Below are 18,036 nucleotides of genomic sequence, written 5' to 3'. Positions count from 1 at the left end.
TTATGGCTTCACCCTGGCGGGACAGAATCCTCGGCCTGATGCCGCGTTCGGCCATCGTCTGCCATGACCTGTTCATGGTCTGGGCGTGCTGGCAGCTGCTCCACGCGGGGCGGTACTCGATCCTGGCCAACGCCCCCGAGCTCCCACTCTGGAACGTCGACACCACGCTGGTGCTGCTGCTGCAGGGCATGGTGTTCTGGCGCGTCGGCCTCTATCGCGGCCTGTGGCGGTTCGCCAGCGTCAGCGACCTGCTGAACATCTTCAAGGCCAGCTTCATCGGCATGGTCGCCATCGTGCTGGTGCTGATGTGGAAGCGCTTCGACGGCGTGCCGATGTCGGTGCTGGTGATCTATCCGTTCGCGCTGTCGGCGCTGCTGGGCGCGCCGCGCCTGCTGTACCGGGCCTGGAAGGACTATCAGGCGCTGCAGTCGGACTCGTCCGCGCGTCGCGTGCTGATCCTGGGTGCCGGCCAGGCCGCCGAGACCCTGGTCCGCGACCTGCGCCGTTCGGGCAATTTCGAGCCGGTCGGCCTGCTGGACGACGCGCCGCACCTGCGCGGTGCCAAGCTGCAGGGCCTGCCGATCCTCGGCACCCTGGACGATGCGCCGACAGTGGTCCGCGAGACCGCGGCCAAGCTGTTGGTGATCGCCATTCCGTCGCTGGACGCTGCGGGCATGCAGCGCATCGTCGCCATCTGCGAAAGCACCGGCGTGCCGTTCCGCACCGTGCCCAAGCTCAGCGATATCCTGCAGGGCCAGTCGCTGCCGGGGCAGTTGAAGGAAGTGGCGATCGAGGACCTGCTCGGCCGCAAGCCGATCATGCCGGACTGGAACCTGATCCGTGGCTGGTTGGGCGGGCGTACGGTGATGGTCACCGGCGCCGGTGGTTCGATCGGCTCCGAGCTGTGCCGCCAGTGCGCGCGTCACGGCGCCGGCCGCATCATCCTGCTCGAGATCAGCGAACTGCTGCTGCTGACCATCGAGGGCGAGCTGCGGCGCAGCTTCCCGGATGTCGAGGTCGAAGCGGTGCTGGGCGACTGCGGTGACCCGGCGGTGATCCGCCACGCCCTGTCGCTGCACCCCGTCGACACCGCCTTCCATGCCGCCGCCTACAAGCATGTGCCGGTGCTGGAGCGGCAGCTGCGCGAAGCGGTGCGCAACAACATCCTGGCCACCGAGAACGTGGCCCGCGCCTGCCTGGAGGCACGCGTGGAGCATTTCGTGTTCATCTCCACCGACAAGGCGGTCGACCCGGTCAATGCGCTGGGCGCCAGCAAGCGCTATGCGGAGATGATCTGCCAGAGCTTGGACCAGAAGTCCACGCATACCCGTTTCGTCACGGTGCGCTTCGGCAACGTGCTGGCCTCGGCAGGCAGCGTGGTGCCGTTGTTCCGCGAACAGATCCTGCGTGGCGGGCCGGTGACCGTCACCGATCCGGAGGTCAGTCGCTACTTCATGACCATCCCGGAGGCCTGCCAGCTGATCCTGCAGGCGGCCGCTTCGGCGTCGCACGGTGCGATCTATACGCTCGACATGGGCGAGCCGGTGCCGATCCGCGTGCTGGCCGAGCAGATGATCCGCCTGGCCGGCAAGCAGCCGTACAAGGACATTCCGATCATCTACACCGGGCTGCGTCCGGGCGAGAAGCTGCACGAGACGCTGTTCTATTCGGACGAGGACTACCGTTCCACCGCGCACCCGAAGATTCTCGAGGCCGGTGTACGCACGTTCTCGCGTGATCTGGTGTTGGGCAATGTTCCACGCCTGCGCGATGCCGTGGCTGGTTACGACACCACCAGCATCCAGGAAATCCTGTTCGCGACGATGCCGGAGTTTTCTCCTATCGAACAGGATGCTTACATTTCATCCGCTAAAGTCGTGCCTTTTCCGGCACGTGAGGCCAACAGGCACCAATGAGCAAGCGAATTCGCAAGGCAGTTTTTCCAGTGGCAGGGCTCGGGACGCGCTTTTTGCCGGCAACCAAGACGGTTCCGAAGGAAATGTTGCCGATCATTGATCGTCCGCTGATCCAGTACGCGGTCGATGAGGCGATCGAAGCGGGCTGTGACACGCTGGTGTTCATTACCAACCGCTACAAGCACGCGGTCGCCGACTACTTCGACAAGGCCTACGAGCTGGAGCAGAAGCTCGAGCGCGCCGGCAAACAGGAACAGCTGGAGATGATCCGCCACGTGCTGCCCAATGGCGTGCGTGCGATCTTCGTGACCCAGGCCGAGGCCCTGGGCCTGGGCCATGCGGTGCTGTGCGCCAAGGCCGTGATCGGCGACGAGCCGTTCGCGGTGCTGCTGCCGGATGACCTGATCTGGAACCGCGGCGACGGCGCACTGAAGCAGATGGCCGACCTCAACGAGGTCAGTGGTGCAAGCGTGATCGCCGTTGAAGACGTGCCGCACGACAAGACTGCCAGCTACGGCATCGTGGCCACTGACGCGTTCGACGGCCGCAAGGGCCGCATTTCGCAGATCGTGGAGAAGCCGAAGCCGGAGGACGCGCCGAGCGACCTGGCGGTGGTCGGCCGTTATGTACTGAGCCCGAAGATCTTCGAGCTGCTGGAGCAGACCGGCAGCGGTGCCGGTGGCGAGATCCAGCTGACCGACGCGATCGCGCAGCTGCTGAAGAGCGAAGAGGTTGATGCCTATCGTTTCGAGGGCACCCGCTTCGACTGCGGCACGCATCTGGGGCTGGTGGAGGCGACGATCCGTTTCGCGTTGGATAACCCGAAGCTGGCCGGGCCGGCGCGGGAGAAACTGACGGCGATGTTGGCGGAATAAGGTTTATCAAGCGCTCCGTGCGGCGCCTTGATTGATACGTGATGGGCGGGACGGGTGGGCCGTTGCAGGACACGCCGTAAACCCGTCCATGGGGGCTCGGTCGCCGCATCCATGCGGCGAACGGTCCTGCAAAGGCCCACCCGCCCCGCCTGTCAGGTTTCCTGCTGGCGCGGACGGGAAGGGCGGAATCAAGGGCAAGAGCAAAAGCAAAAAGGCAGCCGATGGCTGCCTTTTTTGTTTCCGCGAGCGTCGAGTCGGGGTCGGATCCCTTTGCGCAGCAAAGGGCTCTGACCCCGGCCTTTGACCCTGCCTTTGCTCACCCCTCCGCCGCGGGGAGGCTGGAAGGGCCGGGTTGGCAGGGCTGCCCGGGACCGTTGGCGCCATGGATGGCGCCATCGAGCCCCCATGGAAGGGTTGTGGTGGTCAAGTATTTTTGGACACTCCCAAAGGGAGTTCAGGCCACCTGCTCTTCACAAAGCGCAGGTGGCACAAGGCCGTTGGCACTGTGCGGCCGACGGTGGTTGTACCAGTCCACGAATTGCTCGATGTCTGCTGCAGCCTCCTGTCGAGTGGGGTATTTTGAGTAAAGCCATTCCCCTTTGAGGGTGGCGAAAACCCGTTCCACCACCGCGTTGTCCCAGCAGTTGCCCTTCCTGCTCATGCTTTGGGTGATGCCGTTGTCACGCAGAATTTCGGCCATGGCATGGCTGGTGTACTGCCGACCTTGATCCGAGTGGAAAAGTAGTCGCCCGTTGGGACGACGCTGTTTCAGAGCCCCACGCAGGGCTCTGACGGCCAGCCAGGCATCCCCTTCGTGAGAGTGGGCCCAGCCCACGATCCGTCGGGCAAACAGATCCACCACGATGGCCAGATAGAGCCAGCCTTGCTGGGTCGGGATGTAGGTGATATCCCCTGCCCAGACTTGGTCGGGTGCCTCCGGGTTGAATTGGCGTTCCAACACGTTGGGCGCGGTCAGTGCCTGCGGCCCCAGACTGTGGTACTTGTGCCGCCGGTGCTGCCGCGCCCTGACGCCGGCCCGGCGCATCAGCGTCCGGGCGCGGTAGCGACCCACTGGCAGGCCGCGATTGGTCAGCTCCCTGGCCATCTTGCGAGAGCCACAGCTCCCCCGGTGGGACTGATGAATGCGACGAACCAGATCAACCTGGGCCAGCAGTTCCCGGTCAATCCGGGGCTCCCGGTGCAGCCAGGCGTAGTAGCTGCTACGGGGATAGTCCATCAACTGACACACCAACCGGATCGGAGCGACCTTCCCCAATTCCTGGATCACCTGTTCCGGTGATCGCTGTCCCGAATGAAGAAGGCGATGGATTTTTTTAGTAGGTCGCGCTCCTCCTTGAGCCTGCGATTCTGGGCCTCCAGCTCGGCGATTCTGACCTGGGCATCTACGGGCGGTGCCTCGGCCTGCGGGTCATGTTTTCGACGCCATTGCTCGATCCAGCGCCTCAGCGCCGTCGGGCCGACATCCATCAGCTGGCAGACGTCCCTGACTGTCTGCCCCTCCACAACCACAAGGCGAACCGCCTCGTCCCTCATGCCCTGAGTGATCTGCTTTGCCATGGGTCTACCTCGATGCTTGAAATTGATCCTATCGAGTGTCCAAGTTGATTAGACCACCACAGGTTCACGGCGTGTCCCGGGCAGCCCTGCCAACCCGGCCCACGCCATGAAGCCCAACGAGGCAACGCTTTGAACCTTACAGCGCCTCGAAAATACCCGCCGCACCCATGCCGGTGCCGATGCACATCGTCACCATGCCGTACTTCTGCTGGCGACGACGCAGGCCGTGCAGCAGGGTCGCGGTACGGATCGCGCCGGTTGCACCCAGCGGGTGGCCCAGGGCGATCGCGCCGCCCAGCGGGTTGACCTTGCTCGGGTCCAGGCCGCAATCGCGGATCACCGCCAGCGACTGCGCGGCGAACGCTTCGTTCAGTTCAATCCAGTCCAGCTGGTCCTGGGTCAGGCCCGCCTGCTTCAGTGCCTTCGGGATCGCGGCGATCGGGCCGATGCCCATCACTTCCGGGCGCACGCCGGCCACCGAGAAACTGACAAAACGGGCCAGCGGGGTCAGGCCGTAATCCTTGATCGCCTGCTCAGAGGCCAGCAGCACGGCACCGGCGCCATCGCTCATCTGCGAGGAGTTGCCGGCGGTGACGGTGCCGCCGAACTGGCCGTTGCGGAACACCGGGCGCAGCTTGGCCAGGCCTTCGGCGGAGGAGTCCGGGCGCGGGCCTTCGTCGGTGTCGGCGATCTTGTTGCGGGTGATGATGCGCTGGCCATCGGCCAGGTCCGGCAGGTGCGAGACGATCTCGTACGGGCTGATCTCGTCCTTGAACTCGCCGTTCTGGATCGCCGCCATGGCCTTCTGGTGCGAGGCGAGGGCGAAGGCGTCCTGGTCTTCGCGCGAGACCTTCCACTCTTCGGCCACCTTCTCGGCGGTGATGCCCATGCCGTAGGCGATGGCCACGTGGTCGTTGTCGAACACGCTCGGTGCCATGGCGATCTTGTTGCCCATCATCGGCACCATCGACATCGACTCGGTGCCACCGGCCAGCATCAGGTCGGCGTTGCCCAGGCGGATCGCGTCGGCAGCCTGCGCCACGGCCTGCAGGCCGGAGGAGCAGAAGCGGTTCACGGTCTGTGCGGCGATGGTGTTCGGCAGGCCGGCCAGCAGCACGCCGATGCGGGCGACGTTCATGCCCTGCTCGGCTTCCGGCATCGCGCAGCCGATGATCGCGTCATCGATGCGGTTGACGTCCACGCCCGGGGCCTGCGCGACGACGCTGCGCAGCACGTGCGCAAGCATGTCGTCGGGGCGGGTGTTGCGGAACATGCCCTTGGGCGCCTTGCCGACCGGAGTACGGGTGGCGGCGACGATGTAGGCGTCCTGGATTTGCTTGGTCATTGCAGTGATCTCTCGAAGTTTTTTGCCGGTGTGCCCACCAGGGTGGGCACCTACCAGAGGCGGAGGAGTGCCCACCAAGGTGGGCACCCACCAAAAGCAGGGATGGCGATCAGTTACGCAGCGGCTTGCCGGTCTTCAGCATGTGCGCGATGCGGGCCTGGGTCTTTTCCTGCTGGGCCAGTTCGACGAAGTGCTTGCGCTCCAGGGTCAGCAGCCACTCTTCGTCCACCAGGGTGCCGCGGTCGACCTTGCCGCCGCACAGCACGGTGGCGATGCGCTCGGCGATCTCGTAGTCGTACGGGCTGATGAAGCGGCCTTCCAGCATGTTGACCAGCATCATCTTGAAGGTGGCGATACCCACGTCACCGGCCACCTGGATGCGGCGTGCCGGCAGCGGCGGACGGTAGCCCGCTTCGGCCAGGGCGCGCGCTTCGGCCTTGGCGATGTGCAGCGCTTCGTAGCTGTTGAATACCACCTTGTCGGTGCTGCGCAGCAGGCCCAGTTCCTTGGCGTTGACCGCGGAGTTGGACACCTTGGCCATCGCCACGGTCTCGAAGGTCTTCTTCAGTTCGGCGAACACGTCACCGCCCGGGCCTGCGGCCTGCGAGGCGCGCACGGCCAGTTCCTTCAGGCCACCACCGGCCGGCAGCAGGCCGACGCCGGCCTCGACCAGGCCGATGTAGCTTTCCAGGAAGGCCACGGTCTTGGCGCTGTGCATCTGGAACTCGCAGCCACCACCCAGCGCCAGGCCACGCACGGCGGCAACCACCGGCACCAGCGAGTACTTGATGCGCTGGCTGGTGCGCTGGAAGTTGGCAACCATTTCTTCGAACTGGTCGACCTTGCCGGCCTGCAGCAGGCCCAGTGCACCGGCCAGATCGGCACCGGCAGAGAAGGGCTCCTTCTGCTGCCAGATCACCAGGCCCTGGAAGTCCTTCTCGGCGCGGCTGACGCATTCCTGCAGGCCGTCCAGCACCTGGTCGGACACGGTGTTCATCTTGGTCTTGAAGCTGACCACGGCAATGCCATCACCGTCGTGCCACATGCGCAGGCCGTCGTTCTCGAACACGGTCTCGCCCGGCGCGAACTTCTCGCCCAGCAGCGGATCGGGGAAGCGCTGGCGCTGGTACACCGGCAGCGACGAGCGCGGCAGCTTGGCATTGCGCGACGGGCTGTAGCTGCCTTCGGCGGCATGCACGCCGTCGCGGCCATCGAACACCCAGTCCGGCAGCGGGGCGTTGCTCATGCTCTTGCCGGCCACGATGTCATCGGCGATCCACTGTGCGACCTGCTTCCAGCCGGCGGCCTGCCAGGTTTCGAACGGGCCCAGCGACCAGCCGTAGCCCCAGCGGATGGCCAGGTCCACGTCGCGCGCGGTCTCGGCGATGTCGGCCAGGTGGTAGGCGCTGTAGTGGAACAGGTCGCGGAAGGTCGCCCACAGGAACTGCGCCTGCGGGTGCTGGCTTTCGCGCAGCTTGGCGAACTTCTCGGCCGGGTTCCTGATCTTCAGGATCTCGACCACTTCCGGCGCGGCAGCGCGATCGGCCGGGCGGTAGTCCTGCTTCTCCAGGTCCAGCACCACGATGTCCTTGCCGACCTTGCGGAAGATGCCGGCGCCGGTCTTCTGGCCCAGCGCGCCCTTGGAAATCAGCGCGTCCAGCCACTTCGGCGACTTGAAGAACTCATGCCACGGATCGTTCGGCAGGGTGTCGCCCATGGTCTTGATGACGTGCGCCATGGTGTCCAGGCCGACCACGTCGGAGGTGCGATAGGTCGCCGACTTCGGGCGACCGACCAGCGGGCCGGTCAGGCCGTCCACTTCATCGAAGCCCAGGCCGAACTGCTGGGTGTGGTGGATGGTGGACAGGATCGAGAACACGCCGATGCGGTTGCCGATGAAGTTCGGGGTGTCCTTGGCGTACACCACGCCCTTGCCCAGGGTGGTGACCAGGAAGGCTTCCAGGCCTTCCAGCACGGCGGCGTCGGTGGTGGTGGCCGGGATCAGCTCGGCCAGGTGCATGTAGCGCGGCGGGTTGAAGAAGTGCACGCCGCAGAAGCGGTGACGCAGCTGCTCGGGCAGCACGTCGGCCAGCTTGTTGATGCCCAGGCCCGAGGTGTTGGAGGCCAGCACCGCGTGGTCGGCCACGAACGGCGCGATCTTCTTGTACAGGTCCTGCTTCCAGTCCATGCGCTCGGCAATGGCCTCGATGATCAGGTCGCAGTCCTTCAGCTGCTCCAGGCCCGACTCATAGTTGGCCGGGGTGATGGCTTCGGCCAGCGACTTGCTGGCCAGCGGCGCCGGGCTCAGCTTGCCCAGGTTGGCGATCGCCTTCAGCACGATGCCGTCGGCCGGACCTTCCTTGGCAGGCAGGTCGAACAGCACGGTGTCGACGCCAGCGTTGGTGAGGTGGGCGGCGATCTGGGCACCCATGACGCCGGCACCCAGCACGGCGGCGCGGCGGACTAGCAGGGAATTGGACATGGTGTAGGGCCTTTGTTGGTCAGCAGTTACTGGGTGGAATCAAGGGGAAGCGGGCAGGGCGCTGGCGCGTGCGGCGGCGCGGAACCCGGCTTCGGCGAAATGGATCAGTTCGTGGGCGGCATGGGCACGATGCGCCGCTTCGGTGACACCGGCGGGACGCTTGATCAGCCCGAAGTCGGCCATGGCATAGGTGAGCGAGCCGGCCAGGAAGTCCAGGCGCCAGTACAGCTCTTCCTTGCTCAGGCCGGGCACGCACTCGCCGATGGCCTTGCCGAACGCACGCAGCACGTGGCCGTAGTGGTCAGACAGGAACTTGCGCAGGTTGTCGTTCTTCTCGGCATAGGCGCGGGCGATCACGCGCACGAAGGCGCCGCCGTTCTGGCGGTCCTGGGCCAGCGCCAGCGCCGGTTCGACGAAGGCGGCCAGCACCGGGCGCAGTTCACCGGGGTGTTCGCTGCGGGCCCGCTCCAGCTGCGACAGGCGGGCACCGGTCATCTCGTCCATGCGGCGGCGGAAGACCTCGTTGACCAGGTTTTCCTTGGAACCGAAGTGGTAGTTGACCGCGGCGATGTTGACGTCGGCCTGGCTGGTCACCTGCCGCAGCGAGGTGCCGGCGAAGCCGTGCTGGGCGAACAGCTCCTCGGCCGCGCCGAGGATCCGGTCCTTGGTCGAGAAGTGGGCGGGCTTGGCCATCGATGGGCGGACCTTAATCAAACGATTGTTTGATACTAGAACCAGACGGTACCGTATGGCATTTTGCGGTGCAGCAAAATCGGCCGGCTCGGTCAGATTTCACTCAGGTGGGTGAATGGGTGGACCTGAACCTGTAGAGCCGAGCCCGCGCTCGGCTGCTCTTCGGCCCAAAGGCCAGCCGAGCATGGGCTCGGCGCTACAACAGGGCCACATGGCCCTCTACCACCCGGCCACGTTATCTTTTACAATTCGCCTACGTTTATCAGGCTAAGCCCGCGTCCCGACGCGGGTTTTTTTCATGTTACCCTTCGGGCCATCAGCGGCCCGATTCCATTGGAGACATCCCATGGCGCTGGAGCGCACCCTTTCGATCATCAAGCCGGACGCCGTTGCCAAGAACGTCATCGGCGAAATCTACGCCCGCTTCGAGAAGGCCGGCCTGAAGGTCGTGGCCGCCAAGTACAAGCAGCTGTCGCGCCGTGAAGCCGAAGGCTTCTATGCCGTGCACCGCGAGCGTCCGTTCTTCAACGCGCTGGTCGAGTTCATGATCTCCGGCCCGGTGATGATCCAGGCCCTGGAAGGCGAGAACGCCGTCCTGGCCCACCGCGACCTGCTGGGCGCCACCAACCCGAAGGAAGCCGCTGCGGGCACCATCCGCGCCGACTTCGCCGAATCCATCGATGCCAACGCCGCCCACGGCTCGGACTCGGTCGAGAATGCCGCGATTGAAATCGCGTACTTCTTCGCCGCCACCGAAGTCGTCTCGCGCTGAGAGTAATGCCGTGAACGAGGTCGTACAGTCCCCCGCCATCCAGCCGCTGCCGAAGTCGGCACCCACGGCTGGCAAGCAGAACCTGCTCGACCTCGATCGCGCGGGCTTGGAGAAGTTCTTCGTCGAGGTTCTCGGCGAAAAGAAGTTCCGTGCCCATCAGGTGATGAAGTGGATCCACCATCGCTACGTCACCGATTTCGATGAAATGACCGACCTCGGCAAGGTCCTGCGCGCCAAGCTGCAGGCCCATGCCGAGGTGCTGGTTCCGAACATCGTGTTCGACAAGCCCTCCGCCGACGGCACCCACAAGTGGCTGCTGGCGATGGGCGTGGATGGCAAGAACGCCATCGAGACCGTGTACATCCCGGACAAGACCCGCGGCACGCTGTGCGTGTCTTCGCAGGTCGGTTGCGGCCTGAACTGCACGTTCTGCTCCACCGCCACCCAGGGCTTCAACCGCAACCTGACCACCGCCGAGATCATCGGCCAGGTGTGGGTTGCCGCGCGCCACCTGGGCAACGTGCCGCACCAGATGCGCCGCCTCACCAACGTGGTGATGATGGGCATGGGCGAGCCACTGATGAATTTCGACAACGTCGTGCGCGCCATGAGCGTGATGCGCGACGACCTGGGCTACGGCCTGGCCAACAAGCGCGTGACCCTGTCGACCTCCGGCCTGGTCCCGCAGATCGACCGCCTGTCTGCCGAAAGCGACGTGTCGCTGGCGGTGTCGCTGCATGCGCCGAACGATGCGCTGCGCGAGACCCTGGTGCCGCTCAACAAGAAGTACCCGATCGCCGAGCTGATGGCCTCGTGCGCACGCTACCTGCGCGCCAACAAGCGCCGCGAATCGGTCACCTTCGAATACACCCTGATGAAGGGCATCAACGACAAGCCCGAGCATGCCCGCGAGCTGGCCCGCCTGATGCGCCAGTTCGACAACGCGGTGCAGGCCAAGGATTCGGGCAAGGTCAACCTGATTCCGTTCAACCCGTTCCCGGGTACCCGCTACGAGCGCTCGGAAGAGGCGCATATCCGCGCCTTCCAGAAGATCCTGCTCGACAGCAACGTGCTGACCATGGTCCGCCGCACCCGTGGCGACGACATCGACGCTGCCTGTGGCCAGCTCAAGGGCCAGGTGATGGACCGCACCCGCCGCCAGGCGGAGTTCAACAAGACGCTGCAGGCGGGGAAGGGGAGCGATGCCGCGGCCTGACCGCCTCTGGCTGGTTCTGCTCGCAGGCGTGCTGGCCGTTGCGGTCGGTGGCTGCAAATCCCAACCCAAGGCCAGGCTGGGCCCCAGCGAAGCGCCGGTCTACTCGGTCCGCGATCCGGACAACGTGCGGCGTCAGGTGCGCCTGCAGGACCTGCTGGCACTGGCCGCCCGCGACATGCAGGTCGGCAACCTCGATGCGGCCGAACGCAAGGCGCGCGAGGCGCTGAAGCTGGCACCCGAATCGCCTGATGCGCTGGTGCTGATGGCCGGCATCGACGAGCGCCGTGGCCGTACCCAGCAGGCCGGTGAGAGCTTCCGCAGGGCTGCCGAACAGGCGCCGCAGCGCGGGGACGTCCTCAACAATTACGGCGCGTGGCTGTGCCAGCAGGGCCGCCCGGCCGAGTCGCTGGTCTGGTTCGATCGTGCGCTGCAGGCGCCGGGCTACGCCACGCCGGCCGAGGCCCAGGCCAATGCCGGGGGCTGTGCCCTGGACGCTGGCCAGCTTGAACGTGCCGAGCGCGACCTGCGCGCGGCGCTGTCGACGCTGCCGGGAAATCCGGTCGCGCTGGAGGCGATGGCCCAGCTCAGCTTCCGCCAGGGCCGCTACATGGAGGCCCGGGCCTTCGCCGAACGTAGGATTGCGGCTGCACCCGCAACGCGTTCCGTGTTACAACTTGCGTCTCAAATCGAAGCGCGGCTGGGTGATCGGGCGGCATCTGATCGCTATATTCAGCGGATTCGACAGGAATTTCCGCAGGAAGCGGGCTCCTAACTCCAGGGTTGATGCATTGTGATTGATGACCAGACTGTGAGCGCTCTCGAGACTGCGGCCGGCTGCGGCAGCCGCCTGCGCCAGGCCCGCGAGGCGGCCGGACTGACCCTCGAAGATGTCGGCTCGCGCCTGCGCATGCCGGTCCAGGTGGTCAGGTCGCTGGAAGAAGAACAATGGCAGAAGCTTGGCGCGCCGGTGTTCGTGCGCGGCCAGCTGCGCAGCTACGCGCGGCTTCTGGATGTGGACGTGGGAGAGCTGCTGGAGCAGGCCCAGGTCGGCCCGGTGGTTCCGCCCACCCTGGTCAGCCATACCCATACCCCGCGTGCGCGCCGCATTGCCGAGAATCTCGGCCGTCGCGTGCTGTATGTCGGCATCACCGCGGTGCTGGCGGTGCCGGTGTGGTTCGCCACCCGTGGCCATTTCGATGGCAGTGCCACCCCGTCGCCGAATACCGCCTCGCTGGACGCCATCCCGGCCGCCGTGCCGGTAACCCCGTCCGCTGCGGGTGTCGAGCCCTCGGCGCCGGCTGAAGTGGCGAGCGCCCCGGCCAGCAAGCCGGCCGCCACCCCGTACGTGGCCTCGCTGGCCCCGGTGCCGCGTTCAGCCCCGGCGCCAGCGGCTGCCGCCAACACGCTGGACATGCAGTTCAGCGGCGACAGCTGGGTCGATATCGGCGGCCCGGACGGCGCTACCGTCGAGAAGGCGCTGATCAAGTCCGGCGAAAGCCGCAGCTTCACGCCGGGCCAGGTGACCCGGGTGACCCTGGGCAACGCCTCGGCGGTCCAGGTTCAGCAGAACGGCGCTATCGTCGATCTGACCCCCTACCAGCGAGCCAACGTGGCACGCTTTCAGGTATCCTCTGAAGGCTCCGTAGTCCCGGTTTCGCACTGAGGCGCGGTTTCACCACCTTCGATTAATCCCAATGGTCCCTCCCGATGGGCGGGGCGAGAGTACGCATGGCGATCGACGATCTGCTCGACGAGCACGAACAAAGTGAACGCGTCCGCAGCTGGCTGCGGAAGAATGGCGCCAGCATCCTCGGTGGCGTAGTCATCGCCATCGGTGCCATTGCCGGCTGGCAGTGGTACCAGAAGGATCAGGGCGGCAAGCTGGCCTCGGCCAATGTCGAGTACCAGAAGGCGCTCGTTGGCCTGCAGCAGAACAAGCTCGACGACGCCGCCAAGGCGGTCAAGGCGCTCGAAGCCGGCCCGTCCAGCATCTACGGCGACCTCGCGGCGCTGCAGCTGGCCAAGGCCCAGGTCGACGCCGGCAAGAACGAAGAAGCCCTGGCCACCCTGCGCGGCGTGAAGGTCGAAGGTGACCTGCAGCGCGTGGTCGATCAGCGTGTGGCCCGCCTGCTGGTGGCCACCGGCAAGAGTGACGAGGCGATCAAGCTGCTGGGCAGCGCCACCGACAGCAGCAGCCTGGAAATCCATGGCGACGCGCTGATGGCGCAGGGCAAGCGCGATGACGCCCGGAGCCAGTACGAAAAAGCGCTGAAGTCGCTGGACGTGGCAGCGCCGCAGCGGCGCCTGCTGGAAACCAAGGTTATGGACGCCGGCGGCACCGTTGCCGCCCCTGCGGAGTCGGTTTGATGAGTCAGAAGGTCATGATCACCCGCGTCGCCACCGTGCTCCTGATGGGCATGGCCCTGAGCGGCTGCAGCACCGTGAAGGGCTGGTTCGCCGGCAAGGACGCGGCCGCGAAGAAGGCACAGGAACCGGCTGAGCTGGTCAAGTTCGAGCCGACCCTGAAGGTCAACAAGGCCTGGTCGGTCAACCTCGGCAAGGGCGAGCGCCGCATCGGCGTGCGCCAGGGCCCGGCGGTGGCCAACGGCCACGTTTTCGCTGCGGCGCTCACCGGTGGCGTGCACGCCATCGACCTGCAGACCGGCAAGAAGGTCTGGACCTGGGAGCCGAAGAAGGAAAAGAAGAAGGCCAAGCTGCGCCTGTCCGGCGGCCCGGGGGTCGGTGAGAACCTGGTCGTGATCGGCACGCTGGATGGCCAGGTCATCGCCCTGGACATCAACGACGGCAGCGAGAAGTGGCGCGCCCGTGTTCCGGGTGAAGTCATCGCCGCGCCGGCCATCGCCCAGGGCGCGGTCTACGTGCGCAGCAATGACGGCCGCATTACCGCGTTCGATGCCGGCAACGGCACCCAGAAGTGGTTCAACCCGAGCGAGCTGCCGGCACTGACCGTGCGTGGCAACGCGCCGGTGGTGACCGGCCCGGGCGTGCTGTTCATCGGCAAGGACGAGGGCGCGGTTGCCGCCCTGGCCCAGCAGGATGGCCGCACCCTGTGGGAACAGAACGTGGGCAACGGTGAAGGCCGTACCGAGCTGGAGCGCATGGCCGATGTCGACGGCGCGCCGGTGCTGGATGGCAACACCCTGTTCGTGAGCAGCTTCAAGAACCAGACGATGGCCATCGAAGGCCCGACCGGTCGCCCGCTGTGGGCGCGCGACCATGGCGGTGCCGGTGGTGTGGCGGTCTCGTCTGGCAATGTGTTCGTCACCGACAACAAGGGCGGCGTGTTCGGCCTGGACAAGGCCAGCGGCGCAGCGATGTGGTCGCAGACCGCACTGGCCCGTCGCTCGCTGACCGGTCCGGCACTGCACGGCGACTACGTCGTGGTCGGCGACTACAAGGGATACGTGCACTGGTTGCAGACCTCCGATGGTGCGATGGCGGCACGGGCGAAAAGTGGCGGCGACGCGCTGCTGGCCCAGCCGGTCGTCGTAGACGGGGTGCTGCTGGTGCAGAACGTTGATGGCAAGCTGACCGCCTTCCGGTTGGCAAATTAAAAATTGGAGTAATCGCGATGCTGCCTTTGGTCGCCCTGGTTGGACGGCCGAATGTCGGCAAGTCGACTATTTTCAATGCGCTTACGCGCACCCGTGACGCGCTGGTCCATGACCAGCCCGGCGTCACCCGCGACCGCAACTACGGCGTCTGCCGCCTCGACGAGGACAACCATTTCCTCGTCGTGGATACCGGCGGTATCGCGGAAGAGGAAGAGGGTCTGGCAGGGGCTACCACCCGCCAGGCCCGCGCCGCTGCGGCGGAAGCCGACCTGATCCTGTTCGTGGTTGACGCCCGTGAGGGTACGTCGGCGATGGACGACGAGATCCTGGCCTGGCTGCGCAAGCTGTCGCGCCCGACGCTGCTTCTGATCAACAAGATCGACGGCACCGACGAGGACACCGTGCGTTCGGAGTTCGCCCGTTACGGCTTCGGCGAGATGCTGACCGTGTCGGCTGCGCACCGCCAGGGACTGGACGACCTGCTGGACGAAGTGGTCCAGCGCCTGCCGGAAGAAGGCAGCGGCGAAGAGCTGGACAACGATCCGAACCGCATCCGCATCGCCTTCGTCGGCCGCCCGAACGTGGGCAAGTCGACGCTGGTCAACCGCATTCTCGGCGAGGAGCGCATGATCGCCTCCGACGTGCCGGGCACCACCCGCGACTCGATCGCGGTGGACCTGGAGCGTGACGGCCGCGAATACCGCCTGATCGATACCGCCGGCCTGCGCCGTCGTTCGCGCGTGGACGAGGTCGTCGAGAAGTTCTCGGTGGTCAAGACCATGCAGTCGATCGAGCAGTGCCAGGTGGCCGTGCTGATGCTCGACGCCACCGAAGGTGTGACCGACCAGGACGCCACCGTGCTCGGTGCCGTGCTCGACGCCGGCCGCGCGCTGGTGATCGCCATCAACAAGTGGGACGGCCTGACCGAGTACCAGCGCGAGCAGGCGGAAACCATGCTGTCGCTGAAGCTGGGCTTCGTGCCGTGGGCTGAATCGGTCCGCATCTCGGCCAAGCATGGCTCGGGCCTGCGTGAGCTGTTCCGTGCGGTGCACCGTGCTCACGAATCGGCGAACAAGACCTTCACCACCAGCGAAGTGAACAAGGCGCTGGAAGTGGCTTACGAGACCAATCCGCCGCCGACCATCCGCGGCCACGTCTCCAAGCTGCGCTACGTGCACCCGGCCGGCTCCAATCCGCCGACATTCATCGTGCACGGCACGCGCCTGAAGGAGCTGCAGGAATCCTACAAGCGCTACCTGGAGAACTTCTTCCGCAAGCGTTTCAAGCTGATCGGCACGCCGGTGAGCTTCATCTTCCGCGAGGGTACCAACCCGTACGAGGGCAAGAAGAACGTCCTCACCGAGCGGCAGGTCAAGGCCAAGCGGCGCTTGATGAAGCACGTCAAGGGCAAGTGATTCACGGGGAGGCGGCCGCAGGGCCGCCTTTTTCGTTGCGGCGAACCGGTCTGTAGAGCCGAGATCCTATGTTCGCGGTCAAGCCTGCTGGAAGCAGGCTTGACCCACTTTCAGCATGGCGGGGTCAAAGTCCCGACCGCTTTTAAAGACCCCCCAAGCGATCCTGGCCAGCTTTCTGGCCAGGATGTTAAAGCTGGCGGTACTGCTGTGACCACGTTCGCGGATGGCCGTATAAAGGGCTTTACCGCCTTTGGATCGGGTCAGGCCCATGGCCGCCATGTAGAGGATCTGGCGCAGGCTGGCGTTGCCACGCTTGGACAGGCGCCGTCTGCCGATCCGCGCACCGGATTCGTTGGGTCGCGGATCCAGACCGCTGCAGGCAATCCAAGCGTCTGAGCTGGTCAAGGGCCAGCGCGTGATGTGATGGGTGATAAAGGCCGCAACCGTCGGTCCGATCCCCGGGATGGTCATGATCCGCCGATACAGGTCGCGCTGTTCGCCGCTGCGGCACAGTTGCTGAATCTGTTGGTCGAGCATGGCAATGGCCTCTTTCAGACCACCGAAGATGCGCCCAAAGATGGCCGACTCCGACGCTCCCGCGCCTAGCGAGAGATTCAACTTCGCCTTGCTCCGGACCAGGCTGTCGCGTTGCTGGAGTAGCACATGCAGCTGCTCCTGCGCAGGTGAACGGGCGACATGCTCATGCAGATTGTCGGCCTCCTTAGCGATGTAACGCGCGATAACCTGCGCGTCACCTGAGTCGGTTTTGCCGCGGCAGGCCACGCCCTTGGCGTAATGTTTGATGTCGCGCGGATTGAGCACAAAGACGGCGTGACCGGCCTTCTGGGCAGCCTGAACCACAAGCTCGTGGTAGCGATTGGTTGCCTCCACTCCAATGCGAGATCTGGCCGGCAGGGCGGACACCCACTTAGTGATGGCCGACGCTGAATTGGTGATGCGGGCGCTGCCCTTGGTGCCGTGATGGGCCACCACAAGGGTCTTTGAATCGGCATCGATGCCGAAGGCCAAACGATCTGACATCTGCGCAACTCCCAGCTATTGTTGAGGGGCTGGGGTGGTACCGCACCACGTTGGCTTGCCTACATCGGCGGTCCTCAAAGGCCGCTAGATCCCTTATCGACGTTAAGGTGCGGGATGGGGATCGCTCGGCTCGTCTGTCGGCTGGTACCCGCAGATATCATGTTGACGGTCCCTCCACCCTGGCTCCTACATACCTCGTAGGAGCCGGGAGGAACATACAAGCCCATGCTCGGCTGCTTTTCGCGGATTGACGAGGCGCGCTGCGTGCGTCAGCCGAGCATGGGCTCGGCTCTACAGATCTCGATCTGGGCGACCGCCGCGACGTGCGCGGCAATGTGGCAAGGCGCATGGGATGCTGCGGGGTGCGGCCATCATCGATTCCGGCAGCCGCGCCTGCCCCGTGATGCTTGCCCAGACCAGGGTGGTACCCAATGCTCCTGCCAGGTACGCCACCGACACCGCCCCGGTCACCAGGCCTGCGGCATGCTCCAGCCACGGAAGGAGTCGGCAATACCTCCGTGCCCAGCGCAGATGGCTGCCGAGCCATGCCATCAGCAGGCCGAGCGACAGCGCGACGCCGCTCAGGCCGGCCACGTAAGCGGCCTTGGTGCCAGTGTCGGCAACGAGGCCGGTAAGCAGGGCAGCCACCGCGAACTGCAGCATCCAGTTGCTGGTGCTGGCGAGCGCCAACAGGCATCCAGCCTCCGCGTGCGGCCAACGGGAGCGGGCCCTCAGGCCCCAGGGCATCTGCAGGGAAAGCGGAGAGAGGGTGGTCAGCCCGGCATCGCGCAGGCACATGCCCGCCAGGCGCAACAGCAGGAGGCAGCCCGTGCACTGCATCGCCAGCGTCCACAGGCCGCGGTTTCCCAGCATGGCCGCTGCAACGAAAGCCGTGGCGCAGATGACGCCCGTACCGATGGCGAAACCGAACGACGCGGCCATGGCGGCGTGCCCGCCCGCGCCCATTGCGGTGCGCAGGATCTTCGCGTGATTGGAAGCAGGCAGGAGCATGGCGAAGCCGTACAGCACCGCGACGATGAAGAACTGCTGCACGTAAACCTGCCACCGACCTACAGAAAGTGCCGAGTGTGGGCTGGTGCGGACGCGCCGTATTGAACGCTATTGCGA

General features: G+C 65.6%; 16 protein-coding genes. 9 read left to right on the top strand and 7 right to left on the bottom strand.

All coding sequences use genetic code 11. From position 1 onward, the window contains the following. Positions 1 to 2 precede the first annotated feature (2 nt). Positions 3 to 1,916: a polysaccharide biosynthesis protein gene (locus RI032_RS00360; RefSeq protein WP_043397011.1), complete on the top strand. Its 1,914-nt coding sequence runs from the start codon at positions 3 to 5 to the stop codon at positions 1,914 to 1,916. Beyond that, positions 1,913 to 2,791 carry a UTP--glucose-1-phosphate uridylyltransferase GalU gene (gene galU / locus RI032_RS00355; RefSeq protein WP_057504262.1) on the top strand — a complete coding sequence of 293 codons (879 nt, stop codon included), beginning with the start codon at positions 1,913 to 1,915 and terminating at the stop codon, positions 2,789 to 2,791. The genes RI032_RS00360 and galU overlap by 4 nt, the downstream gene beginning before the upstream one ends. Before the next feature lie 454 nt (positions 2,792 to 3,245). Here galU and RI032_RS00350 read toward each other — a convergent pair whose 3' ends face one another. The 5 genes from RI032_RS00350 to RI032_RS00335 form a co-directional block, all read right to left on the bottom strand. Further along, the gene (locus RI032_RS00350) at positions 3,246 to 4,079 is read right to left on the bottom strand and encodes an IS3 family transposase (protein WP_043397638.1); all 834 of its coding nucleotides are present in this window, start codon (positions 4,077 to 4,079) and stop codon (positions 3,246 to 3,248) included. Continuing rightward, a complete protein-coding gene (locus tag RI032_RS20635; protein ID WP_019338990.1) occupies positions 4,076 to 4,369 on the bottom strand; it encodes a transposase in 294 nt (97 codons plus the stop codon). The genes RI032_RS00350 and RI032_RS20635 overlap by 4 nt, the downstream gene beginning before the upstream one ends. A gap of 136 nt (positions 4,370 to 4,505) precedes the next feature. After that, entirely contained in the window at positions 4,506 to 5,714 is a 1,209-nt protein-coding gene (locus tag RI032_RS00345; RefSeq protein ID WP_005409292.1) for an acetyl-CoA C-acyltransferase, read from the bottom strand. A 109-nt stretch (positions 5,715 to 5,823) separates the two neighbouring features. Then, positions 5,824 to 8,196, bottom strand: coding sequence for a 3-hydroxyacyl-CoA dehydrogenase/enoyl-CoA hydratase family protein (locus RI032_RS00340; protein WP_111174251.1), 2,373 nt, complete (start codon positions 8,194 to 8,196; stop codon positions 5,824 to 5,826). Between the two features lie 39 nt (positions 8,197 to 8,235). Beyond that, entirely contained in the window at positions 8,236 to 8,889 is a 654-nt protein-coding gene (locus RI032_RS00335) for a TetR/AcrR family transcriptional regulator (protein ID WP_322547684.1), read from the bottom strand. Between the two features lie 346 nt (positions 8,890 to 9,235). Between RI032_RS00335 and ndk the strand changes: the two genes are divergently transcribed. The 7 genes from ndk (at position 9,236) to der (ending at position 15,867) form a co-directional block, all read left to right on the top strand. Further along, on the top strand, positions 9,236 to 9,661 hold the full coding sequence (ndk, locus tag RI032_RS00330) for a nucleoside-diphosphate kinase (protein WP_008265389.1): 426 nt from the start codon (positions 9,236 to 9,238) through the stop codon (positions 9,659 to 9,661). A gap of 10 nt (positions 9,662 to 9,671) precedes the next feature. Further along, a complete protein-coding gene (rlmN, locus tag RI032_RS00325) occupies positions 9,672 to 10,877 on the top strand; it encodes a dual-specificity RNA methyltransferase RlmN (protein WP_005409296.1) in 1,206 nt (401 codons plus the stop codon). Then, positions 10,864 to 11,649, top strand: coding sequence for a type IV pilus biogenesis/stability protein PilW (gene pilW / locus RI032_RS00320; protein ID WP_322547683.1), 786 nt, complete (start codon positions 10,864 to 10,866; stop codon positions 11,647 to 11,649). Before rlmN ends, pilW begins: the two co-directional genes overlap by 14 nt. 18 nt (positions 11,650 to 11,667) lie before the next feature. Next, the gene (locus tag RI032_RS00315; protein WP_019338408.1) at positions 11,668 to 12,540 is read left to right on the top strand and encodes a RodZ domain-containing protein; all 873 of its coding nucleotides are present in this window, start codon (positions 11,668 to 11,670) and stop codon (positions 12,538 to 12,540) included. A 65-nt stretch (positions 12,541 to 12,605) separates the two neighbouring features. After that, on the top strand, positions 12,606 to 13,244 hold the full coding sequence (locus RI032_RS00310; RefSeq protein ID WP_019338409.1) for a YfgM family protein: 639 nt from the start codon (positions 12,606 to 12,608) through the stop codon (positions 13,242 to 13,244). Next, complete coding sequence (gene bamB, locus RI032_RS00305) at positions 13,244 to 14,452, top strand: outer membrane protein assembly factor BamB (protein WP_010484593.1); 1,209 nt, start codon at positions 13,244 to 13,246, stop codon at positions 14,450 to 14,452. Before RI032_RS00310 ends, bamB begins: the two co-directional genes overlap by 1 nt. 17 nt (positions 14,453 to 14,469) lie before the next feature. Continuing rightward, positions 14,470 to 15,867, top strand: a complete 1,398-nt coding sequence (der, locus tag RI032_RS00300; protein ID WP_010484595.1) for a ribosome biogenesis GTPase Der — start codon at positions 14,470 to 14,472, stop codon at positions 15,865 to 15,867. 78 nt (positions 15,868 to 15,945) lie between these two features. On the opposite strand, the gene RI032_RS00295 is transcribed toward der, so the two are convergent. After that, entirely contained in the window at positions 15,946 to 16,908 is a 963-nt protein-coding gene (locus tag RI032_RS00295; protein ID WP_019336818.1) for an IS110 family transposase, read from the bottom strand. A gap of 291 nt (positions 16,909 to 17,199) precedes the next feature. Continuing rightward, complete coding sequence (locus RI032_RS00290) at positions 17,200 to 17,961, bottom strand: lysine transporter LysE (protein ID WP_322547682.1); 762 nt, start codon at positions 17,959 to 17,961, stop codon at positions 17,200 to 17,202. Positions 17,962 to 18,036 lie beyond the last annotated feature (75 nt).

The organism is Stenotrophomonas geniculata (assembly GCF_034508895.1).
Taxonomy (GTDB): Bacteria; Pseudomonadota; Gammaproteobacteria; order Xanthomonadales; family Xanthomonadaceae; genus Stenotrophomonas; species Stenotrophomonas geniculata.
The sequence above is the reverse complement of the archived record's forward strand: the minus strand, read 5'-3'. Positions and strand labels throughout refer to the sequence as shown.